Genomic DNA, 17598 nt, shown 5'->3' with positions numbered 1-17598 from the left:
TTCAGCCGCCATACAGGGGGCTTCCAGAATTCCGGTACCACATGCGGATCGCGTGGCGTCGGCGTTCTGGTTCGTCGTAATCGATGTATGAACTGCGGTAATGCAAGACTTGGCGATTGTTCAGGAATTGCATTTGACCGCGCTCCATGCGCATTTCGATCCAGAGATCAGAGTCCTTGGCGACCTCCAACATTGCTTCAATGGCATCGGTGAGTTCGGAATCCATCTCGATCCCGCCCATTTCAAAGGCTTGGCGGACATAGAAGGGATTCGGTCGCGCCGTTAAGCGTTCACCGTCCCACGAGAATATGGATGTGCGGAGGAGTTTTGGCTCGTCCTCAGCATGTTCCATGTTGCGATTGAATAGGGCTGGTTGATACAGCCGCTTTAAGTGTTCCGGGTAGCGTTCGAGCAATCGATTGTGCAGCGAATAAATACTGGCGAAGCGGCTAACTCCCCCTTCTTTGGCTTGGTTGACGCAAAGCAACGAAACAGCGTCGGGTAGGTTTACGTTAAAACCGTTATCGGTATGGAATAATAATTCGGCATTGGTAAGCGAGCCGCGCAAGCCGTAATCGACTTTGCCCGTATCGTTATTGAGCTTTTGGACATCTAGGACATCATAAAGCATCGTGCCGTTCCATTTCTGGGCGACGGGACGGCTGACCATTTGTCCAAGAATCCAGTACATCGCCCTGGCTGTTTCAAGGCTCAAATCATCGAGCGGCAGGCGATCAATGACACCGATACCGGGGCTCGCAAGGAGATTTCTAATCTGTTCCATCGCCAGGGTCATTTTCGGCGCACTGATTTGATCCGGGTTGCGCTTCAATTCTGGCAGCGGATTATCAGTTAAATGTTTAGCCAGCGCCCGTAATTCCTCCTGCTGGTCATCATTTAAATGAATAATCGTGTGATCCGGGTCTACGGTATCCAGAGTCCAAGCCCGGCCATCCCTAACCATTCGGTCCAAGGGGGGGTGGGTATAAACGTCTGATTGGTCTATGTAAGGAATTTTGGGTTCAGGTATCGCCATGACTTCGTCGTTCCCTAAAAATATTTATTAGCCGTCATATCCAACGCCGCCTTGATCGCGATGCCAAGAACGAATGAGGTGGCGTTTTTTGGTGGGGTCGTCATGGTCTTCGAACGTGCTTCTATAGTGGGCCAGTTCCCGGTTGTTGAGGAATTGAATTTGTCCCCGCTTTAGATGCTGTTCGACCCAAATATCCGGTGACGAAATGGCTTCTTCTAAGGCCGAAAGCGCGTCTTTGGTTTCTGTATCCATGCCGGTGCCAATAATTTCATAGCCTTTCTTGATCAAACCATGGTGCGCCCGACCTGTTAACCTTTTCCCATCCCACCGAAACATCGGCGCATAGGAAACCTTTGGTGCATCAGCCGCGTGTTCAGCCTGCCGATCATAGACCAGCGGTTCATACAGCCGAGCCAGGGCTTTAGGATGATCCTCTAAAAGCAGGTTGTGCAAAGTGTAGAGGCTACAAAACCGGCTGACTCCACCCTTCTTGGCCGCGTTGAGGCACAACAGGCTTACATAGTCTGGTGGCATAGCAGCGAAGGCATTATCCGTGTGGAACACCAATTCAACATTGGTATACGATCCGCGCACGCCATATTCATACTTCAGCCCATAATCAGTAACGTGGTAGAGCATGCTGCCGTCCCATTTTTGGGCGACCTGCCGGCCCACGGCGTGGCCCAATGTCCAGGAAACGGCGGTTGCGGTCTCAATATCGATCCCCTCCAAGTTCAACCGATCCACCGCTGCGAACCCCAATCCCGTGTCGCAACTGGCTTTAACTTTTGCCATGAACGTCTTCAACGACGGTGTCAGGTCGGGAAGGCTGGCTGTTGGAAGATCATCCGGGTGAAGTCCCTGGCACTTTTTCGCCAAGTTCTGAAGGTCGTCCTGAGCCTCGGCATCCGGGGTGAAGGCAGCGTCGGCAGGGTCAATGCTATCCCGCGTCCAAGCGCGGCCATCGGTAATGATTTCGTCCAGCCGCGAAGATGAAACTTCGGCGCTCAGATCAAGGTGGGGTATGGCAGCGAGTTCGTTCATGATTCCAGAATAAACCATTATCCTTACACAGATATTATCATGATATCCGGAATTAGCAAAAAGAGGGATGCCTTTTTCCGCGGTTCGGGTAATCTATAGTTTCGAGTTAGCGGACGTTCCGAGGGACCATGTTTAAAAAGATACTTATTGCCAACCGGGGTGAAATTGCCTGCCGAATTATAAAGTCGGCGAAAAAGATGGGGATCAAGACGGTTGCTGTCTTTTCAGAGGCCGACCGCCTTGGTCTGCACGTTCAGATGGCGGATGAGGCGGTGTGTGTCGGGCCTGCGCCGTCGACCGATAGCTATCTTTCGGTCAAGAATATCATCGCGGCAATTAAAGAAACCGGTGCCGATGCCGTTCATCCGGGCTATGGGTTTTTGTCAGAAAATCCAGCATTTGCGCGCAGGCTCGCCCGTGAAGGAATCGCCTTCATCGGTCCAAAGCCCCGCGCCATCAAATCCATGGGCGATAAGATCGAGTCGAAAAAATTGGCGGAAAAGGCAGGGGTTAGTGTCATTCCCGGTCATACGGAAGCCGTCACCGACGCCCGCAAGGCCGTCACAATTTCCAAGAAGATCGGCTATCCGGTGATGCTGAAGGCGTCTGCTGGCGGCGGCGGTAAGGGCATGCGGGTCGCGCGCAGTGATGAAGAAGTCAAAGACGGCCTTCGTTCCGCTGTGCGCGAGGCTGAATCAAGCTTTGGCGATGGTCGTGTTTTCATCGAAAAATTCATCGAACAGCCGCGCCATATAGAAATTCAGGTATTCGCCGATGATCATGGCAATATCGTTTATCTGGGTGAGCGCGAATGTTCGATCCAACGCCGCCACCAAAAAGTCATTGAGGAAGCACCGTCGCCTTTCGTCACCCCTGACATTCGTACCGCCATGGGAGAACAGGCGATAAAACTGGCCAAGGCGGTTAAGTATGTTTCCGCCGGCACGGTCGAGTTCATCATGGATGTGGATCAGAATTTTTATTTCTTGGAGATGAACACCCGATTGCAGGTCGAACATCCGGTCACTGAATACATAACTGGGTTGGATTTGGTGGAGTTGATGATCCGCGTTGCCGCCGGGGAGAAACTGCCCTTCAGTCAAGCCGACGTAAAACTGAACGGCTGGGCCATGGAATCCCGTATTTATGCGGAAGACCCGGTGCGGGGATTCCTGCCATCGGCGGGACGGCTTGTGCGCTATGGGGCACCTGCTGAAAGCGCCACAGTACGGGTGGACACAGGCGTTTACGAAGGTGGCGAAATTCCCATTTATTACGATCCGATGATCGCAAAGCTGGTGACCAGTGGACCCGACCGCAAGAGTGCCATCGCCAACATGCGGCGGGCGCTGGATCAGTTCTATATTAAGGGCGTTTCCAACAATATTGGCTTCTTGGCTGCTGTTATGGCGCATCCTCGATTTATTGCCGGGGACCTTTCGACCCAGTTTATCGATGAAGAATACGAAGATGGATTTCACCCGCTATATGTGCCGCACGATGACCCTGAATTATTGGTGGCAGTGGTGGCCTCACTACATCGGACCTACACGGACCGCGCCGCGTCCATCTCTGGTCGGCACGATGCGAGGACCAAGCCGAAGGTCGGCAAGGATTGGATCGTCTATCTAAACGGCCTGCAGTACGAAGCACGGGTTTCGACTTTGCCGGGTGGGTTCGAAGTGACTGTCGGTAAAGAAAACTATGAAATACACACAGATTGGAACTTTGGTGAGCCGTTGTTCCGCGCCCATGTAAATGGGGTCGAACTGTGCATGCAAATGGAACGTAACGACATGCGCTACCGACTTCTGCATTCAGGGTCGGAGGCCCAAGCCTTGGTGCTAACGCCGAGGGTTGCTGAGCTTTATGCCTTGATGCCGGAGAAAATCACACCTGATTTGTCGAAATACGTGCTTTCGCCCATGCCGGGGTTGCTGGTCTCCGTCGCGTTTCAGGAAGGTCAGGAAGTTAAGGCGGGGGAGGAAGTCTGTGTGGTTGAGGCGATGAAGATGGAAAACGTGCTGCGGGCGGAACGAGATGGCGTGATCAGCAAGGTCCATGCTAGACCCGGCGATAATTTGGTTGTGGATCAGACAATTATTGAATTCGAATAAGGAGTGAACGCGGTGGCGACGAAAATTGTTCGCGTCCACATTACAGGACGTGTGCAGGGGGTCTGGTATAGGGGCTGGACTGTCCAAGAGGCCCAGCGGGCAGATTTAAACGGCTGGGTTCGAAATCATTCCGATGGCAGCGTTGAAGCTCTTTTCGCGGGGCTTGAGGACTCCGTGGATGCCATGATAGAAGCCTGCCGTCAGGGACCGCCGTCTGCCCAGGTTGCAGATGTCGTGGTAGAGCCGTTCGAAGGCCCCCTGACTCCAGGATTTCGGCAACTGCCGACGGTATAAGGAGCGAGTTATGAAGGTTGAATGGATCAGCGTGGAAGATCGGGTGCCTGACGAAAGCGTTGATGTTCTGGTTTCCACTAAATATGTCGACAAGCGCTACGTTTCAGTCGGCCACCGGCACGGGCCGTTTTGGCTGGGCTCAGAATCTCATGAGGTGCTGTTGGGCGAAGTGGTCGCGTGGACGGAACTGCCGGAACCGGCAGAGGAGTAATTCGCATTTGAACTCTGTTCAGCGTCCTTCGAGACGCGCTTTCAGCGCTCCTCAGGATGAAGATTCTAATTTAGAATAAAAAAATTCTTCATCCTGAGGAGCCGCGTCAGCGGCGTCTCGAAGGGCGTGTATCCTAAAACACCTCCCCAAATGTCTTCCTCAACGCCACATCCACATCCGTCGTCGTTGCGGGAATACCAAGGTCAACCAGCGACGTCACCCCATGCTCCGCAATCCCACAGGGCACAATCCCTGAAAAATGCTCCAACTCTGGTTCCACATTGATGGAAATGCCATGGAACGTTACCCAACGGCGTACTCGCACACCAATGGCGGCGATTTTATTTTCGATGCGTGAGCCATCTGAATTGGCGCCCCGGTCCACCCAGATCCCGACCCGCCCGTCCCGGCGCTCGCCGGTGATGGAGAATTCGCCTAGGGTTTGGATGATCCATTCTTCCAAGTTGCGGACATAGGCGCGCACATCCCGCGTCCGTTCATTCAAGTTCAACATCACATAGGCAACCCGTTGGCCAGGCCCGTGGTAGGTGTATTCCCCACCGCGCCCGGTCTTGTATACAGGGAACCGATCCGGGGTCAGAAGATCGACTGAATTGGCGCTGGTGCCGGCGGTGTAAAGCGGCGGGTGTTCCAAAAGCCAAACCAGTTCAGGCGTGCGGCCGTCGAGGATTTCAGCCGCTCGGGCTTCCATAATATCTACCGCCTCGTCATAGTCGACGGGGGTGTCGCTGATTTTCCATTCGACCTCGGCCATGGGACATTTTCCTAATTTTCACCCAATTGAACAGCAGCGCTTGATAACCTCTTAGGGATTTGGTATTCCCGGCGAACCAAAAAGGCAACTGTTTCAGTTGCTGGATGTCATGTGCGGTCGTGGCGGAACTGGTAGACGCGCAGCGTTGAGGTCGCTGTGGGAGTTAATCCCGTGGAAGTTCGAGTCTTCTCGACCGCACCATCCCCTTCAAAATCCTCAGTACTTTACCTTAGTACTTTACAGGGCAGCGCCTTTTAGGCGTTGTCTCTGCATACGGCCTCGGGCACATTATCCACAAGTGTTGGAGGGTGTCTGGTGAGCGAACCGTCTGAAAATTTGGATGTCGAGCGGAACGATCCGGGACCAGGTGACGGAGATCCCGTTCGCGACCTGCATGTCGAGCTTGAGGACCTGATCGTTCAGGCTTTGGATGCGGGGGATATCGACAGGGTCGAAGGCCTGATCGAGCCGTTGCATTACGCCGATGTGGCCGACCTTCTCGAACGTCTGACTCCTGATGATCGCCATGTGGTTCTGGGCATTTTGGGCGACGACGAAGACCTGCCCGAAATCGTTTCCGAACTAGATGAAACTGTCCGCGACGACGTAATCGACGATTTGGGGCTGGCAAGCGTCGCTGCCGTTGTTCGAGAGTTGGAATCTGACGACGCGGTTCAAATTGTCGAAGAACTGGAAGAGCACGAACAAAAGCAGGTCTTGGACGCCATTCCGGTCAGCGACCGAACGCTGATCGAAGAAAGTCTTTCGTTCCCGGAAGACAGTGCCGGGCGCCTGATGCAGCGCGAGGTGGTGACGGTGCCGGAATTCTGGAGCGTCGGACAGACCATCGATTTCCTGCGCGAAAGCGTCGACGATGAAACCTTGGACCTACCGGAGATGTTTTATGACATTTTCGTTGTAAGCCCGACCCATATGCCGGTCGGTACCATTCCGGTGAGCCGTCTGCTCAGGACCAAACGCCCGGTGAAGACGACGGAAATTATGGAGCCGGAAATGAGGATTATTCCGGTCACTATGGACCAGGAAGATGTCGCGTTTATCTTCCGCCAGCGCGATCTAACGTCGGCCCCTGTGGTAGACGACGGCGGACGTCTGGTTGGTGTCGTGACGGTTGATGACGTGGTCGACGTTATCCATGAGGAAGTCGAAGAAGATATTATGCGCTTGGGCGGCGTGCGGGAGGATGATCTGTACGAAGCGACGATGGCGACGACGTGGTCGCGGTTTTCTTGGCTGTTTGTGAATTTGGGAACGGCCATCGTTGCTTCCATGGTGATCAGTCTGTTTGAAGGGACGTTGGAGGAAATTGTCGCGGTTGCTATTTTGATGCCGATTGTGGCCTCGATGGGGGGGAATGCCGGAACACAGACCATGACGGTGACCGTTCGCGCCTTGGCGATGAAGGAGCTATCGGCCACCAATGCCATGCGGGTTGTTGGCAAGGAAGTCCTGGTCGGGGGCATAAATGGAGTTCTCTTTGCGATCTTGAGCGGGGTCGTTGCTTGGTTTTGGTTCGAAAATATCGGATTGGGTTTGGTGATTGCCATGGCTATGGTGGTTAATATGCTGGTCGCTGGTATTGCCGGAACGACGATTCCGTTGTTTCTGGAACGCTTAGGCGCAGACCCGGCGGTTGCATCGAGCGTGTTTTTGACGACGATAACAGACGTCGTTGGATTTGCCGCCTTCTTGGGGTTGGCTGCGGTATTTTTGTTATAGGGGAATTTTGAGTGCCGACGGTATTATTAACAGGCGCTAGCCGAGGGTTAGGTTTCGAATTTGCACGCCAGTACTCCCTTGCGGGCTGGCGCGTTATTGCGACCTGTCGCGGTGCAAAGGATATGGAACCGCTAACCAAACTCGGCGGTGAGATCGAAGTTCATAAGCTCGACATCTCTGACCACGATCAAATCTTGGCGCTCGCCCATACCCTTAGGCGCGAATCGATTGATGTTTTGTTGAATAATGCCGGTATTCATGGTCCCAGGCCATCTCGTCTTGGTGCAATTGATTACGAAGCCTGGGATGAGGTGTTTCGCGTCAACACCATGGGACCCATGCGCATGACAGAATGTTTTATTGATCATATTGCCCGCAGCGACCGAAAGCTAATCGTCGTTGTATCGAGTATCATGGGCAGCATCACTGACAATGAAGTTGGTGGCGCCTATAGCTATCGTTCGACCAAGGCTGCGGCCAATGCGGTGACCAAGAACCTCGCCATCGATCTTCGCGACCGGGGAGTAACAGTGGTTGCCATGCATCCGGGCTGGGTCACGACCGATATGGGCGGCGCCGGGGCTGATATGGAGGCCGCTGAGAGTATTCGCGCCATGCGGCAGGTGATTGATGGCATCCGACGCGGTGACACGGGGCAGTTCCTAAATTACGACGGCACCGTTATTCCCTGGTAAGGTTTTTGTAGATGACTGATATTATTGAGTTCTTTTTCGATTTTTCGTCCCCCTATGGTTATTTTGCGACGGCTAAGATTGAAGGTTTAGCGAAGAAGCAAGGGCGGGAAACCGTGTGGAAACCCATCATGCTAGGTGCTGCGTTTAAAGAAACCGGCAACATCCCCTTGGCCCAACAACCGATAAAAGGCGATTATTGTATTCATGATTGGGAACGCATGGGCGAGTTTATGGATATGCCTTGGGTTCTGCCGGTTGCGTTTCCCATTCCGACCCTGGCAGCGGCGCGCGCGTTTTATTGGCTCGATGATCAGGATCGACCCTTGGCGAAACGCTTTGCCCAGGCCGCGTACCACCGCTATTTCGGCGAAGGGGTGGATATCACACCAGTCGAGGTCGTTGCTGAAATTGCCACAGGGCTAGGTGTAGACGGCGATGAACTGACGGCTGCGGTTGGCGATCCAGCAATCAAGGATCGATTGAAGCGCGAGACTACAGAGGCTGTAGAGCGTGGTGTTTTCGGATCGCCCTTTTTCATTGTGGATGGTGAGGGCTTCTGGGGCTCGGATCGCATGTGGATGATCAAGAAGCATCTACAGCGGGACAGTTGGACCAAGTCCAGAGAAGAATGCTGATTGGGATATGACACTTAATTTAATCAAATTAGCGGTCGGCGTCGAAGACGTGGATCATCTTCAGGAAATTCAGACGCGGCGTTTGAAAGCGGCGGCCTTGCGCTCGAAAGAGACAAAGTTATTTCATATTACCCGCAACAAGCCCCGGCGCATGGCGGAACTTATCGAAGGTGGCTCTATGTATTGGGTCATAAAAGGGTTTGTTCGTGCACGCCAGTGCATCCTCGGGGTTGAAGACGGAATCGAGGGCGAAACCCGGTCCGGGTGTGGCTTGGTGCTGGAACCGATTCTAGTGCGGACGCAGATGATGCCGTGGAAACCCTTTCAGGGATGGCGCTATCTTGAAGGTGAAAACGCCCCTGTTGATGTAAATTCAGATGCTTCAGAGGTTGAATTACCAGCAGAAATGGCGGCTGAGTTGCGAAATCTGGGGTTACTATAGTAGTCTTGAAGCGATAGATATAAATATTTAATGTGTTCTGGTGAACACGAAGATTGTTTGAAAATAAATTTATCTATATTATGCGGCCTAAGATACTGATGGTGCGCTTTTTCAGGGATCGGTTTTAGGTATACTCGAGAAGGACATTTAATTCATGGCTGATAACGGCGAAAATAAGGTCATTAAGCCCCCAACCTCTTTAAATGATAAGGTTGGCGTTGGTGGCCCTGGTGCTGTGGACTTGAAGGCCATTGAGCGTGCTGAGCAGGCTATTGCTAATCTGGCCGGCGATTACCTTGAATGGGTCGAAGAAGATCTTGAGCGCATTCAAAACGCTGCCAATGCCTTGAAAACGGCGACGGCTGATGAAATGGCCAGTGGGCTAAACGATGTGTTTCAGATTTCCCATGACATGAAGGGTCAAGGCGGAAGCTTTGGCTATCAGTTAATGACGTCCATTGGGGATATGTTGTGTGGCTTGGTCGAAGAACGGACAGAAGCGACGCCTGATCTTATTGAAGTCATTCAAGTTCACATCTCTACCATGAAGTTGGTCATAGCTGAGCGTATGGAAGGTGATGGCGGTATGGGCGGTCGGACTCTGCTTGAAGGCCTTGTTCAGGTCTCCACAAAAGTCCGCAATTCCTAATAATCTTAAAGATTAACTTCGAAGTCTGTTAGCCAAGTCAGCCGCGACTCTGTTTCGTGCAGGGCTTGGTCGAGCCATTTTGGCAGATGGCCTTCGTCTTCCGCATGATGCTGACGTAGATTTTCCAGCCGACCCAATTCTCCCTCGCAAACATCTTTAAGCAATGCGATTTGGTCTTTTTGATCAGATGCGGCCAACAGGTGAAGAAACCTAAACTTGAGCGCAATTATGAGATCGTTGAGGTCTTGTGCTGAAGACCGGACATTGGCGGTTAGAAGGGCATGAAGCGCCGTGCGGCCTTCTTCCGTAATCGCGATCTCTTCATCATCTGCGCCGTCATCTTCAACAGATTCAACCAAGCCTTCATATTTCAGCAGCTCAATTGACGTTCCCATCATATCTAAAGACGGTCCCAACAAATGGCTGACAAAGTGGCGCACGGAATTTGCCAGCACACTATAACGGTACGGTTTAACCGCGAGCGTGCCGAGCGCACAAAGCCGGATGGCTTCTTTTGGTGTTAGGGTATTGTCTGCATACATGACGTTTCTCCCTAAAGTACTATTACGCTGCCGCTCTAAGGCCCAAACGGCCCCAAACTTCTTTTAACGCGTCCAACAAGTGATCCATGTGATCATCCGTATGCAAAGGCGTCGGCGTAAAGCGCAGACGCTCCGTGCCACGGGGGACGGTCGGATAGTTGATCGGCTGGACGTAAATGCCGTGGATATTCATAAGGTCGTCGCTGGCCTGTTTGCAAAGCACAGGATCGCCGACCAAGACAGGGACGACGTGGCTGACCGACGGCATCAACGGAATGCCGGCCTCAATCAGACGACGCTTTAACGTCGCTGAGCGTTCTTGGTGACGTTCGCGAATTTCGTTGTGGTCCATCAGGTATTTGATACTGGCGAGGGCTGCAGCTGCAACGCCCGGGGGCGGTGAGGTAGAGAAAATGAATCCAGTACCGTAAGAACGAATGAAGTCGCACATTGCGTCAGAGCCCGCGATGTAGCCGCCAACAACGCCAAAAGCCTTGGCCAATGTGCCTTGAATGACGGTAATCCGATCCATCTGACCTTCACGTTCGGCGACGCCGCCACCGTGTTGGCCGTACATGCCGACCGCGTGCACTTCATCCAGGAAGGTCATGGCATTATATTTGTCTGCCAGATCACAGAATTCCTTAATCGGCGCTATGTCGCCGTCCATGGAATAGACGGATTCAAAGGCGATCAACTTTGGACGGTCTTTCGGGTAAGATTTTAAAAGATCTTCCAGCGCCTCTACACTATTGTGCTTAAAAACCTTTTTCTCGCACTTGGCAGAGATAATTCCCTCGATCATCGAGTTATGATTGAGTTCATCCGATAGGATTACCAAGTCAGGAATGTTCCGTCCAAGGGTGCTCAAAGTGGTCATGTTGGCGACCCAGCCGGAGGCAAACAACAGCGCAGCCTCGGTCTGGTGTAGTTTCGCTAAGGTTTCTTCAAGCAACACATGAAAGTGGTTGGTGCCAGAAATATTTCGAGTGCCACCCGCACCAGCGCCACAGAGATCAATCGCTTCGTGCATCGCTTCCAAAACTATTGGATGCTGTCCCATGCCCAGATAATCGTTGGCACACCAGACGACGATGTCTCTGACACCGCCTTCATAATGGTTCTTGGCCATGGGGAAGGCCCCGACTTGGCGTTCAAGGTCAGCAAAAACTCTATACCGGCCTTCGTCTTTTAGCTCACGAACGCCATTTTTAAATATCTCGTCGTAGTCCACTACAATCCCTTTCTCTGTTACCTAACCGTAAACAGAAATAGACCAAAATAATCTTAATATCAGTTTATTCTAACCTATTCTGTATGCGAACTTCAACGCTGACGCTGTTATTTTGATTAAGGCAATAAACCTTCACCCTTGGCCCAATCATGGGTTTCATCCAACGCCGCGGCGAAAATGCCGATCATTTCTTCGATTTCGGCATCGCTGATAATCAACGGCGGCGAAAACGCGATGGTGTCACCGATAGCACGACCAATTAGTCCCCGTTCCTGAGCGATGGAGACGAGCTTCATGCCAACCTTTGCTGACGGATCGAATGCTTCTTTGGTTTCTTTGCTCTGGACCAGTTCCACACCAGCGACCAAACCTACACCCCTGACTTCGCCGACCATTGGGTGATCTGCGAATTTATTAAGGCCGTCTTGCAGTGTAGGGGAGACTTGGCGAACGTGTCCGATGGTATCGCGCTCTTCGTAAATTTTGAGGGTTTCCACGGCGACAGCAGCGGGCACAGGATGGCCACCATAGGTGTAGCCATGACCCAGCATGCCGATCTTGGCGCTGTTGTCGGCAAGGGCTTGATACATTTCGTCGCTAATCATCAGGGCTGAAATAGGGAGATACGCCGACGATAGCGCCTTCGCCATGGTGATCATGTCCGGTTTCAGGTCAAACGTGGTGCTGCCCCACATATTGGCGGTGCGGCCAAACCCACAAATGACTTCATCTGCGACGAACAGGATGTCGTATTTCTTCAAGATCGCCTGAACTTTTTCAAAGTAGCCTGCAGGGGGCACGATAACCCCGCCAGCACCTTGGACCGGCTCAGCGAAAAAGGCGGCAATGGTATCCGGGCCTTCGTCCACGATTAGCTTTTCGAGATTGTCTGCAAGACGGGCAGAGAATGCCTCTTCGCTCTCGCCGTCTTCAGCAAAGCGGTAATAGTGCGGGCAATCGGTGTAGAGAATACCGGGAATGGGCAGATCAAAATCTGTCTGGTTGATCGGCAGCCGGGTCAGGCTGGCGGCGGCAAGGGTCACACCGTGATAGGCTTTAGTCCGTGAAATGAGCTTCTTTTTCTCAGGACGACCTTTGGCGTTATTGAAATAGCGCGTCAGCTTGATTGCTGTGTCGATGGCTTCTGACCCGGAGTTTGCAAAAAACACCTTGGACATGGGGCAAGGCGCGAGGTTTATTAGCCTTTCAGCCAATTCGATGCCGATATCGGGAACTTTTCCGCCAAATCCATGATAAAATGGCAGTTTCCGCATTTGCGCCACGGCAGCTTCGACCAAGCGTTCTTCGCCAAATCCCAAAGACGTGCACCACAGCCCGGCCATGCCTTCGATATATCCGTTGCCGGAATCATCAAACACGCGAACACCTTCGCCGCGGGTAATGACCAAGGGGCCGGATTTTTCGTGAGCGCGGAGGTTCGTGTAGGGATGCAAATAGTTCGCGATGTCCCGGCTGGCGGCCGAGTTGCCTTGGTTCGTCATGTTCAAAAACCTTTTAAATCCGCCGCTTTATCACGGCAATAGTTGTTTATATTAATGGGATGAGCCTTGATCTTAATCAATGGATGAGCAACAGACCCTGCGATTAGATCAAAAATTTTTGGCAGCCCCATATATATGGCTCGTATATATAACGATTTAAAATGAATTTTAAACGAGTTTAAGCTCTTCCGGCATCAAATAGGCCACCCGCCTGCCAATCCAAGATCATACGGGCAAGACCAGGGATAAGCTTGTCCGGGTCTGGTTCTCCTGGCAGGGAACCAATAATTTTACCACTCGGGTCGGTAATTATGAGGGTCGGGCAGGTATTAATTTTATAGCTGGTCCACAGTTCCAGTTTGATATCATGGGCTACAGGCAGGGTAATCCCATGGTAATCAATAACTTTTAGGAGTTGAGCCGAAGCAGGCTCTGCCGGAAATGTTGGCGCGTGAATGCTGACAACGGAGGCATCATCGGGGAATTCGTCCTCAATGGTTTTGAGAACGGAAAGAGTATTAATGCAGGGAAAGCAGCCTGATACCCAAAATGCAATAACACCCAGACGTCCGTGAAGGTCGCTGATTTTCACCGGCGCATCAATATTAAACCAATCGATGCCACTCCGGTTTATTTCCGGTGCTTGAATAAGACCCAGCATGCTATCAGCCGCCATCACGTTTAATTCACTGCTAATATTGACGGCTCCCGTTCCGCCGGGTGCCAACTTTGTTCTCAGTCGTCATTTGGGGGCGATAAATGAAGGTGCCAGTCTTATTTTTAAACCATGCCGTGGGATTGCCAATTTATCCACCGGGTGTGAATAAGTTATCCATATTATTACCTATTGTAAATAAAGGGTTGTTAGTAAGTTTTAAACCTAATTAGCAATTTATCCACAGGATGGATTATCGTGATTATTCCATCGCTTTTGGGTCCAATGCGTCTTGCAAACCGTCGCCTAGGAAATTAAAGGCAATAACGGTGGTGAAGATCATCATGCCTGGGTAAACCGCCAAGGCGGGCGCGGTCCAGATTAATTCCTGTGCGTTCGTAAGCAGATTCCCCCAGCTCGGGAGGGGCGGTTGTATGCCAAGTCCTAAAAAGCTCAGCACTGATTCTAGAAGGATCACGTTGCCCACCGATAAGGTCGTCGCAACAACGATCGGGGAAACCAGATTGGGCAGAATATGGACCCCCATGATGCGCAGGTCACTGGCCCCGTGGGAGCGGGCGGCGAGCACGAAATCCCTTTCTCTCAGACTTAATGCCGCCCCCCGAACCAACCGCGCGACTGTCGTCCATCCAACCAAGGCAACGATCAGGATAATCCGATAAAGGCTGACGTTTTCGGAATTGGCGATGGCGTCGGGAATGCCAACCTTTTCCAAATCCAGCGCCGCAAGCACGATCAGCAGCGGCAGAAGCGGCAACGAAATAATGCCATCCGTAAATCGCATTAAGAACGCATCGGCCCTGCCGCCATGATATCCCGCGTATAGGCCAACAGCAGTGCCCAATCCAGCCGCGGCCAAGGCTGCCGTCATGCCGACCATCAACGATACTTGGCCGCCGTAGAGCAGGCGAATCAGGAAATCGCGTCCTAACTCATCCGTGCCCAGAGGATGGCTGGCTGAGGGACCTGAGAACCTCGCCAACAAATCTACGTCATCTGCGGCAATACCAAGAATGGCCTCAGCCACCGGTGCGCCGAGGGCCAGCACCGTCAGCACGATTAGTACCAGTCCACTGGCAAGGGCCAGCTTATGGCGCTTAAAACGCTTATAAGCGAGGGAGAGGAGGGTGGTTGAAGCGGTCATCTATAGGAAATCCTCGGGTCCAACCAGGCATAGGCCAAATCCGCTAATAAGTTCCCGATCAAGGTCACGCCTGTTGCCAGCAAAAGCGCCACCAACGCTAAGTTAAAATCGTTGCCCATGATTGAGTCGAAGATCAGCTTGCCCATGCCGGGATAGGCAAACACCGTTTCCGTCACCAGGGCACCTGAAAATAGGAAGCCAAAATCCAGCGCGATAATGGTAACGACCGGAATCATTGCGTTCCGGAGGGCGTGGACAAGGACGATCCGAACCTGCCCGGCTCCCTTGGCCTTGGCCGTGCGAATGTAGTCTTGGCGGAGCGTCTCAAGCATCGCCGCCCGCATATAGCGGGTATGGCCGCCGACGCTGGCGATGGTCAGGGTCATCACCGGTAGAACCAGGAACTGAAGCTTGGTCCAAGCACCGCCCGCCGCCAACTCTCCAGTTCCACCCGCCGGTAGAACCCCCCATGTTACGGCGAATAAGATAATCAGCAGCAGGGCCAGCCAGAATGCCGGCATGGAAATCCCGCCGAACGCGAGCAAATTAATTGAGTAGTCCAACTTGGAATAGGGCTTTAGGGCCGCAATCAAACCAGCAGGCAGGCCAATCAGCAACGAAAGTCCAATCGCGATCCCAATGAGCACCACTGTATTGGCGAGTGCCGGGAACAAAACATCCAGCACGGGTTTGGCGAACAATCGAGAATACCCAAAGTCTCCGGAAACTGCAGCTCCCAGCCAGTTTCCATAACGCTCCATAATCGACTTATCCAGTCCATATAGTTCGCGCAACCGAATAGCGTCTTCGCTTGTGAGCTTAGGGTCCGCGCTGATCATCAGGTCAATTGGATCACCCGGCATCAAGCCCATCAGCCCGTAAATGACAAACGACATGACAGACAGCACGATCAAGGAATGCAGAGCGCGGTGGCCTAAATAACCAATCATGACCCGCCCTCTTCATTTAGGTGGCAAGCGACGCCGCCCTTCAATAACGGAGCCTCCCTCCGGCATCGATCAACCGCCACCGGGCAACGAGGATGGAATGCACAGCCTGAAGGTGGGTTCAGCGGGCTTGGCACGTCACCCTTGAGCGTGCTGCCGGGTGTGCGCTTGCCTTCGCCGATCTTGGGTGCAGCGGCAATTAGGGCTTGGGTATAGGGATGTCTGGGATTCTCGAAGACTTCTGCAACGGGACCTTCCTCAACAATTTTACCGAGATACATTACTGCGACCCGATCTGCGAAGTGCCGGACGACGGTTAAGTCATGGCTGATGAATAGGAAGGTGAGGCTGTGCGCCTCCTTCAGGTCAGCCAATAGGTTCAAGACTTGGCTCTGTACTGACACATCTAAGGCTGAAACCGGCTCATCAGCGACGATGATTTTGGGCTCCAAAGCAATGGCGCGGGCGATGGCGACGCGTTGGCGTTGGCCACCTGAAAACTGGTGTGGATAGCGGTTAACGTCGTCCGGGCGCAGCCCTACCGACTCCATAAGCGCCGCCACTTTCTCTGTTCGTTCCCGTGCCGTGCCAATGCGGTGAATGGTCAGTGGCTCAGCAATGGCTGCCCCCACAGGCTGGCGTGGGTTCAATGATCCGTATGGGTCCTGAAAGACCATTTGAATTTCTTGCCGGGCGTGTCGGAGGTCTTTTTTTGAAAGTTTGCCCAACTCCACTCCTTCCAGGTGGACGCTGCCACCGGTCGGCGGAACAAGCCACGAGACCGCGCGGGCCAAGGTCGTCTTGCCGCAGCCAGATTCTCCGACGATGGCCAGGGTCTCTCCTGCATATAGGTCGAGATCGGCGTTGTTCACCGCCACGAGGTTTCTGCCATGGGAGACAGGAAAGCGATGAGTGATGGCCCGAGCTTGGAGGAGGGGGGCTTGGAGGAGGGGGGGGTGGCTCATGATCCGCCCTTCCAACACGCTGTACCGTCGACTAACGGTGGTGTTTCAACCCTGCACCGGTCTTCCGCAATGGGGCAGCGAGGCGCAAACGCGCAACCTCCGGGTAGGTTACGCAGGTCTGGAACCTGCCCTGGGATCGCCGGAAGACGTTCATTTTTAGTATGAGACTGAGGCAAGGTAGCGATGAGTCCCTGGGTGTAGGGATGATTTGGGGTAGCAAACAAATGGGTGGCAGATTCCTGTTCAACCACCCGGCCCGCGTACATCACCATGACCTCGTCAGCAATTTCAGAGACCACCCCTAGATCGTGAGAAATAAACAAAACAGCCAGCCCCAATTCCGCCTGCATCTCCATGATTAGGTCGAGAATTTGCGCCTGAACGGTGACGTCGAGCGCCGTGGTAGGCTCGTCTGCGATCAGAATATCGGGCTTACAGATCAACGCCATCGCAATCATCACCCGCTGACGCATGCCGCCGGAAAGTTGGTGGGGATAGCTATCGGCCCGCGCTGCCGCATCGGCAATTCCGACCTGTTCCAGCATCTGCACGGCTTGGCTGTGAGCGTCCGCCTTGCTCATAGGTTCATGCAGCCACAAGGCTTCAGCGACCTGTGCCCCAACTGAAAATACAGGGTTGAGCGCGGTCATCGGTTCTTGGAAGATCATGCCAATGCGCTTACCGCGAAGGGCCGTGAGTTCTGGCTCGGTGAGTTCCAGAAGGTCATCGCCGCCATATGAAATCCGCCCGCCCGTGATGTGTCCTGGCGGCGGCACTAGGCCTAACAGCGACAGGGCCGTAACCGACTTCCCACAGCCCGATTCGCCCACCAACCCGAGGGTTCTACCCGCTTGGAGAGCAAACGAAACGCCATCAACGGCGGCTAGGTCTCCGCCGTCCGTTGCGAAGGCAACGCGGAGGTCTTCAACCTGAAGGGAGGTGGTCAAGGT

At 53.1% G+C, this 17598-nt stretch carries 19 protein-coding genes and 1 tRNA gene; 9 read left to right on the top strand and 11 right to left on the bottom strand.

Annotated elements, in window-relative coordinates:
* Position 1: 1 nt before the first annotated feature.
* Together HOM51_16380 and HOM51_16375 are read right to left on the bottom strand one after the other, a co-directional pair.
* Positions 2-1036: a TauD/TfdA family dioxygenase gene (locus HOM51_16380; protein ID MBT5036091.1), complete on the bottom strand. Its 1035-nt coding sequence runs from the start codon at positions 1034-1036 to the stop codon at positions 2-4.
* Positions 1037-1063: 27 nt separating this feature from the next.
* Complete coding sequence (locus HOM51_16375) at positions 1064-2098, bottom strand: TauD/TfdA family dioxygenase (GenBank protein MBT5036090.1); 1035 nt, start codon at positions 2096-2098, stop codon at positions 1064-1066.
* Between the two features lie 110 nt (positions 2099-2208).
* Here HOM51_16375 and accC point away from each other — a divergent pair, with 110 nt between their 5' ends.
* Genes accC through HOM51_16360 form a run of 3 tightly spaced genes read left to right on the top strand, consistent with a single transcriptional unit; the run spans position 2209 to position 4702 of the window.
* Entirely contained in the window at positions 2209-4197 is a 1989-nt protein-coding gene (gene accC / locus HOM51_16370; protein ID MBT5036089.1) for an acetyl-CoA carboxylase biotin carboxylase subunit, read from the top strand.
* Positions 4198-4209: 12 nt separating this feature from the next.
* Positions 4210-4491 carry an acylphosphatase gene (locus HOM51_16365; protein ID MBT5036088.1) on the top strand — a complete coding sequence of 94 codons (282 nt, stop codon included), beginning with the start codon at positions 4210-4212 and terminating at the stop codon, positions 4489-4491.
* Positions 4492-4501: 10 nt separating this feature from the next.
* Positions 4502-4702 (top strand): DUF551 domain-containing protein, encoded by a 201-nt coding sequence (locus HOM51_16360; protein MBT5036087.1) that lies wholly within the window; start codon positions 4502-4504, stop codon positions 4700-4702.
* Positions 4703-4835: 133 nt separating this feature from the next.
* On the opposite strand, the gene lipB is transcribed toward HOM51_16360, so the two are convergent.
* Entirely contained in the window at positions 4836-5477 is a 642-nt protein-coding gene (lipB, locus tag HOM51_16355; GenBank protein ID MBT5036086.1) for a lipoyl(octanoyl) transferase LipB, read from the bottom strand.
* 113 nt (positions 5478-5590) lie between these two features.
* Here lipB and HOM51_16350 point away from each other — a divergent pair.
* From HOM51_16350 to HOM51_16325, 6 genes are all read left to right on the top strand, one after another.
* Positions 5591-5678, top strand: a tRNA-Leu gene (locus HOM51_16350).
* A 135-nt stretch (positions 5679-5813) separates the two neighbouring features.
* Complete coding sequence (mgtE, locus tag HOM51_16345) at positions 5814-7217, top strand: magnesium transporter (GenBank protein ID MBT5036085.1); 1404 nt, start codon at positions 5814-5816, stop codon at positions 7215-7217.
* 11 nt (positions 7218-7228) lie between these two features.
* Positions 7229-7912: an SDR family oxidoreductase gene (locus tag HOM51_16340; protein MBT5036084.1), complete on the top strand. Its 684-nt coding sequence runs from the start codon at positions 7229-7231 to the stop codon at positions 7910-7912.
* An 11-nt stretch (positions 7913-7923) separates the two neighbouring features.
* Positions 7924-8547, top strand: a complete 624-nt coding sequence (locus HOM51_16335; protein MBT5036083.1) for a 2-hydroxychromene-2-carboxylate isomerase — start codon at positions 7924-7926, stop codon at positions 8545-8547.
* A gap of 7 nt (positions 8548-8554) precedes the next feature.
* Positions 8555-8989: a DUF1489 domain-containing protein gene (locus HOM51_16330; protein ID MBT5036082.1), complete on the top strand. Its 435-nt coding sequence runs from the start codon at positions 8555-8557 to the stop codon at positions 8987-8989.
* A gap of 154 nt (positions 8990-9143) precedes the next feature.
* Positions 9144-9638 (top strand): Hpt domain-containing protein, encoded by a 495-nt coding sequence (locus HOM51_16325; GenBank protein ID MBT5036081.1) that lies wholly within the window; start codon positions 9144-9146, stop codon positions 9636-9638.
* Between the two features lie 5 nt (positions 9639-9643).
* On the opposite strand, the gene HOM51_16320 is transcribed toward HOM51_16325, so the two are convergent.
* The 8 genes from HOM51_16320 to HOM51_16285 all read right to left on the bottom strand — a co-directional run bounded on the left by HOM51_16320 (position 9644) and on the right by HOM51_16285 (position 17595).
* The gene (locus HOM51_16320; GenBank protein ID MBT5036080.1) at positions 9644-10180 is read right to left on the bottom strand and encodes a hypothetical protein; all 537 of its coding nucleotides are present in this window, start codon (positions 10178-10180) and stop codon (positions 9644-9646) included.
* A 22-nt stretch (positions 10181-10202) separates the two neighbouring features.
* A complete protein-coding gene (hemA, locus tag HOM51_16315) occupies positions 10203-11414 on the bottom strand; it encodes a 5-aminolevulinate synthase (GenBank protein MBT5036079.1) in 1212 nt (403 codons plus the stop codon).
* Between the two features lie 116 nt (positions 11415-11530).
* The gene (locus HOM51_16310; GenBank protein ID MBT5036078.1) at positions 11531-12916 is read right to left on the bottom strand and encodes an aspartate aminotransferase family protein; all 1386 of its coding nucleotides are present in this window, start codon (positions 12914-12916) and stop codon (positions 11531-11533) included.
* 178 nt (positions 12917-13094) lie between these two features.
* Positions 13095-13643 carry a redoxin domain-containing protein gene (locus tag HOM51_16305; protein MBT5036077.1) on the bottom strand — a complete coding sequence of 183 codons (549 nt, stop codon included), beginning with the start codon at positions 13641-13643 and terminating at the stop codon, positions 13095-13097.
* Between the two features lie 190 nt (positions 13644-13833).
* Entirely contained in the window at positions 13834-14736 is a 903-nt protein-coding gene (locus HOM51_16300) for an ABC transporter permease (protein ID MBT5036076.1), read from the bottom strand.
* Positions 14733-15686: an ABC transporter permease gene (locus HOM51_16295; GenBank protein ID MBT5036075.1), complete on the bottom strand. Its 954-nt coding sequence runs from the start codon at positions 15684-15686 to the stop codon at positions 14733-14735. Before HOM51_16295 ends, HOM51_16300 begins: the two co-directional genes overlap by 4 nt.
* Positions 15683-16648: a dipeptide ABC transporter ATP-binding protein gene (locus HOM51_16290; protein ID MBT5036074.1), complete on the bottom strand. Its 966-nt coding sequence runs from the start codon at positions 16646-16648 to the stop codon at positions 15683-15685. The genes HOM51_16295 and HOM51_16290 overlap by 4 nt, the downstream gene beginning before the upstream one ends.
* Positions 16645-17595, bottom strand: coding sequence for an ABC transporter ATP-binding protein (locus tag HOM51_16285; protein ID MBT5036073.1), 951 nt, complete (start codon positions 17593-17595; stop codon positions 16645-16647). The genes HOM51_16290 and HOM51_16285 overlap by 4 nt, the downstream gene beginning before the upstream one ends.
* Positions 17596-17598 lie beyond the last annotated feature (3 nt).

Source organism: Rhodospirillaceae bacterium, assembly GCA_018660465.1.
Taxonomy (GTDB): Bacteria; Pseudomonadota; Alphaproteobacteria; order Rhodospirillales; family JABJKH01; genus JABJKH01.
This window is presented reverse-complemented; position numbering and strand designations above follow the sequence as displayed.

Excerpts from the sequence above, each read along its gene's own strand:
- HOM51_16330 (MBT5036082.1), top strand. The coding sequence starts at position 8,555 with ATGACACTTAATTTAATCAAATTAGCGGTCGGCGTCGAAGACGTGGAT.
- HOM51_16375 (MBT5036090.1), bottom strand. The coding sequence starts at position 2,098 with ATGGTTTATTCTGGAATCATGAACGAACTCGCTGCCATACCCCACCTT.
- HOM51_16290 (MBT5036074.1), bottom strand. The coding sequence starts at position 16,648 with ATGAGCCACCCCCCCCTCCTCCAAGCCCCCCTCCTCCAAGCTCGGGCC.
- HOM51_16360 (MBT5036087.1), top strand. The coding sequence starts at position 4,502 with ATGAAGGTTGAATGGATCAGCGTGGAAGATCGGGTGCCTGACGAAAGC.
- HOM51_16300 (MBT5036076.1), bottom strand. The coding sequence starts at position 14,736 with ATGACCGCTTCAACCACCCTCCTCTCCCTCGCTTATAAGCGTTTTAAG.
- lipB (MBT5036086.1), bottom strand. The coding sequence starts at position 5,477 with ATGGCCGAGGTCGAATGGAAAATCAGCGACACCCCCGTCGACTATGAC.
- accC (MBT5036089.1), top strand. The coding sequence starts at position 2,209 with ATGTTTAAAAAGATACTTATTGCCAACCGGGGTGAAATTGCCTGCCGA.
- HOM51_16320 (MBT5036080.1), bottom strand. The coding sequence starts at position 10,180 with ATGTATGCAGACAATACCCTAACACCAAAAGAAGCCATCCGGCTTTGT.
- HOM51_16335 (MBT5036083.1), top strand. The coding sequence starts at position 7,924 with ATGACTGATATTATTGAGTTCTTTTTCGATTTTTCGTCCCCCTATGGT.
- HOM51_16310 (MBT5036078.1), bottom strand. The coding sequence starts at position 12,916 with ATGACGAACCAAGGCAACTCGGCCGCCAGCCGGGACATCGCGAACTAT.
- HOM51_16380 (MBT5036091.1), bottom strand. The coding sequence starts at position 1,036 with ATGGCGATACCTGAACCCAAAATTCCTTACATAGACCAATCAGACGTT.
- HOM51_16325 (MBT5036081.1), top strand. The coding sequence starts at position 9,144 with ATGGCTGATAACGGCGAAAATAAGGTCATTAAGCCCCCAACCTCTTTA.
- HOM51_16295 (MBT5036075.1), bottom strand. The coding sequence starts at position 15,686 with ATGATTGGTTATTTAGGCCACCGCGCTCTGCATTCCTTGATCGTGCTG.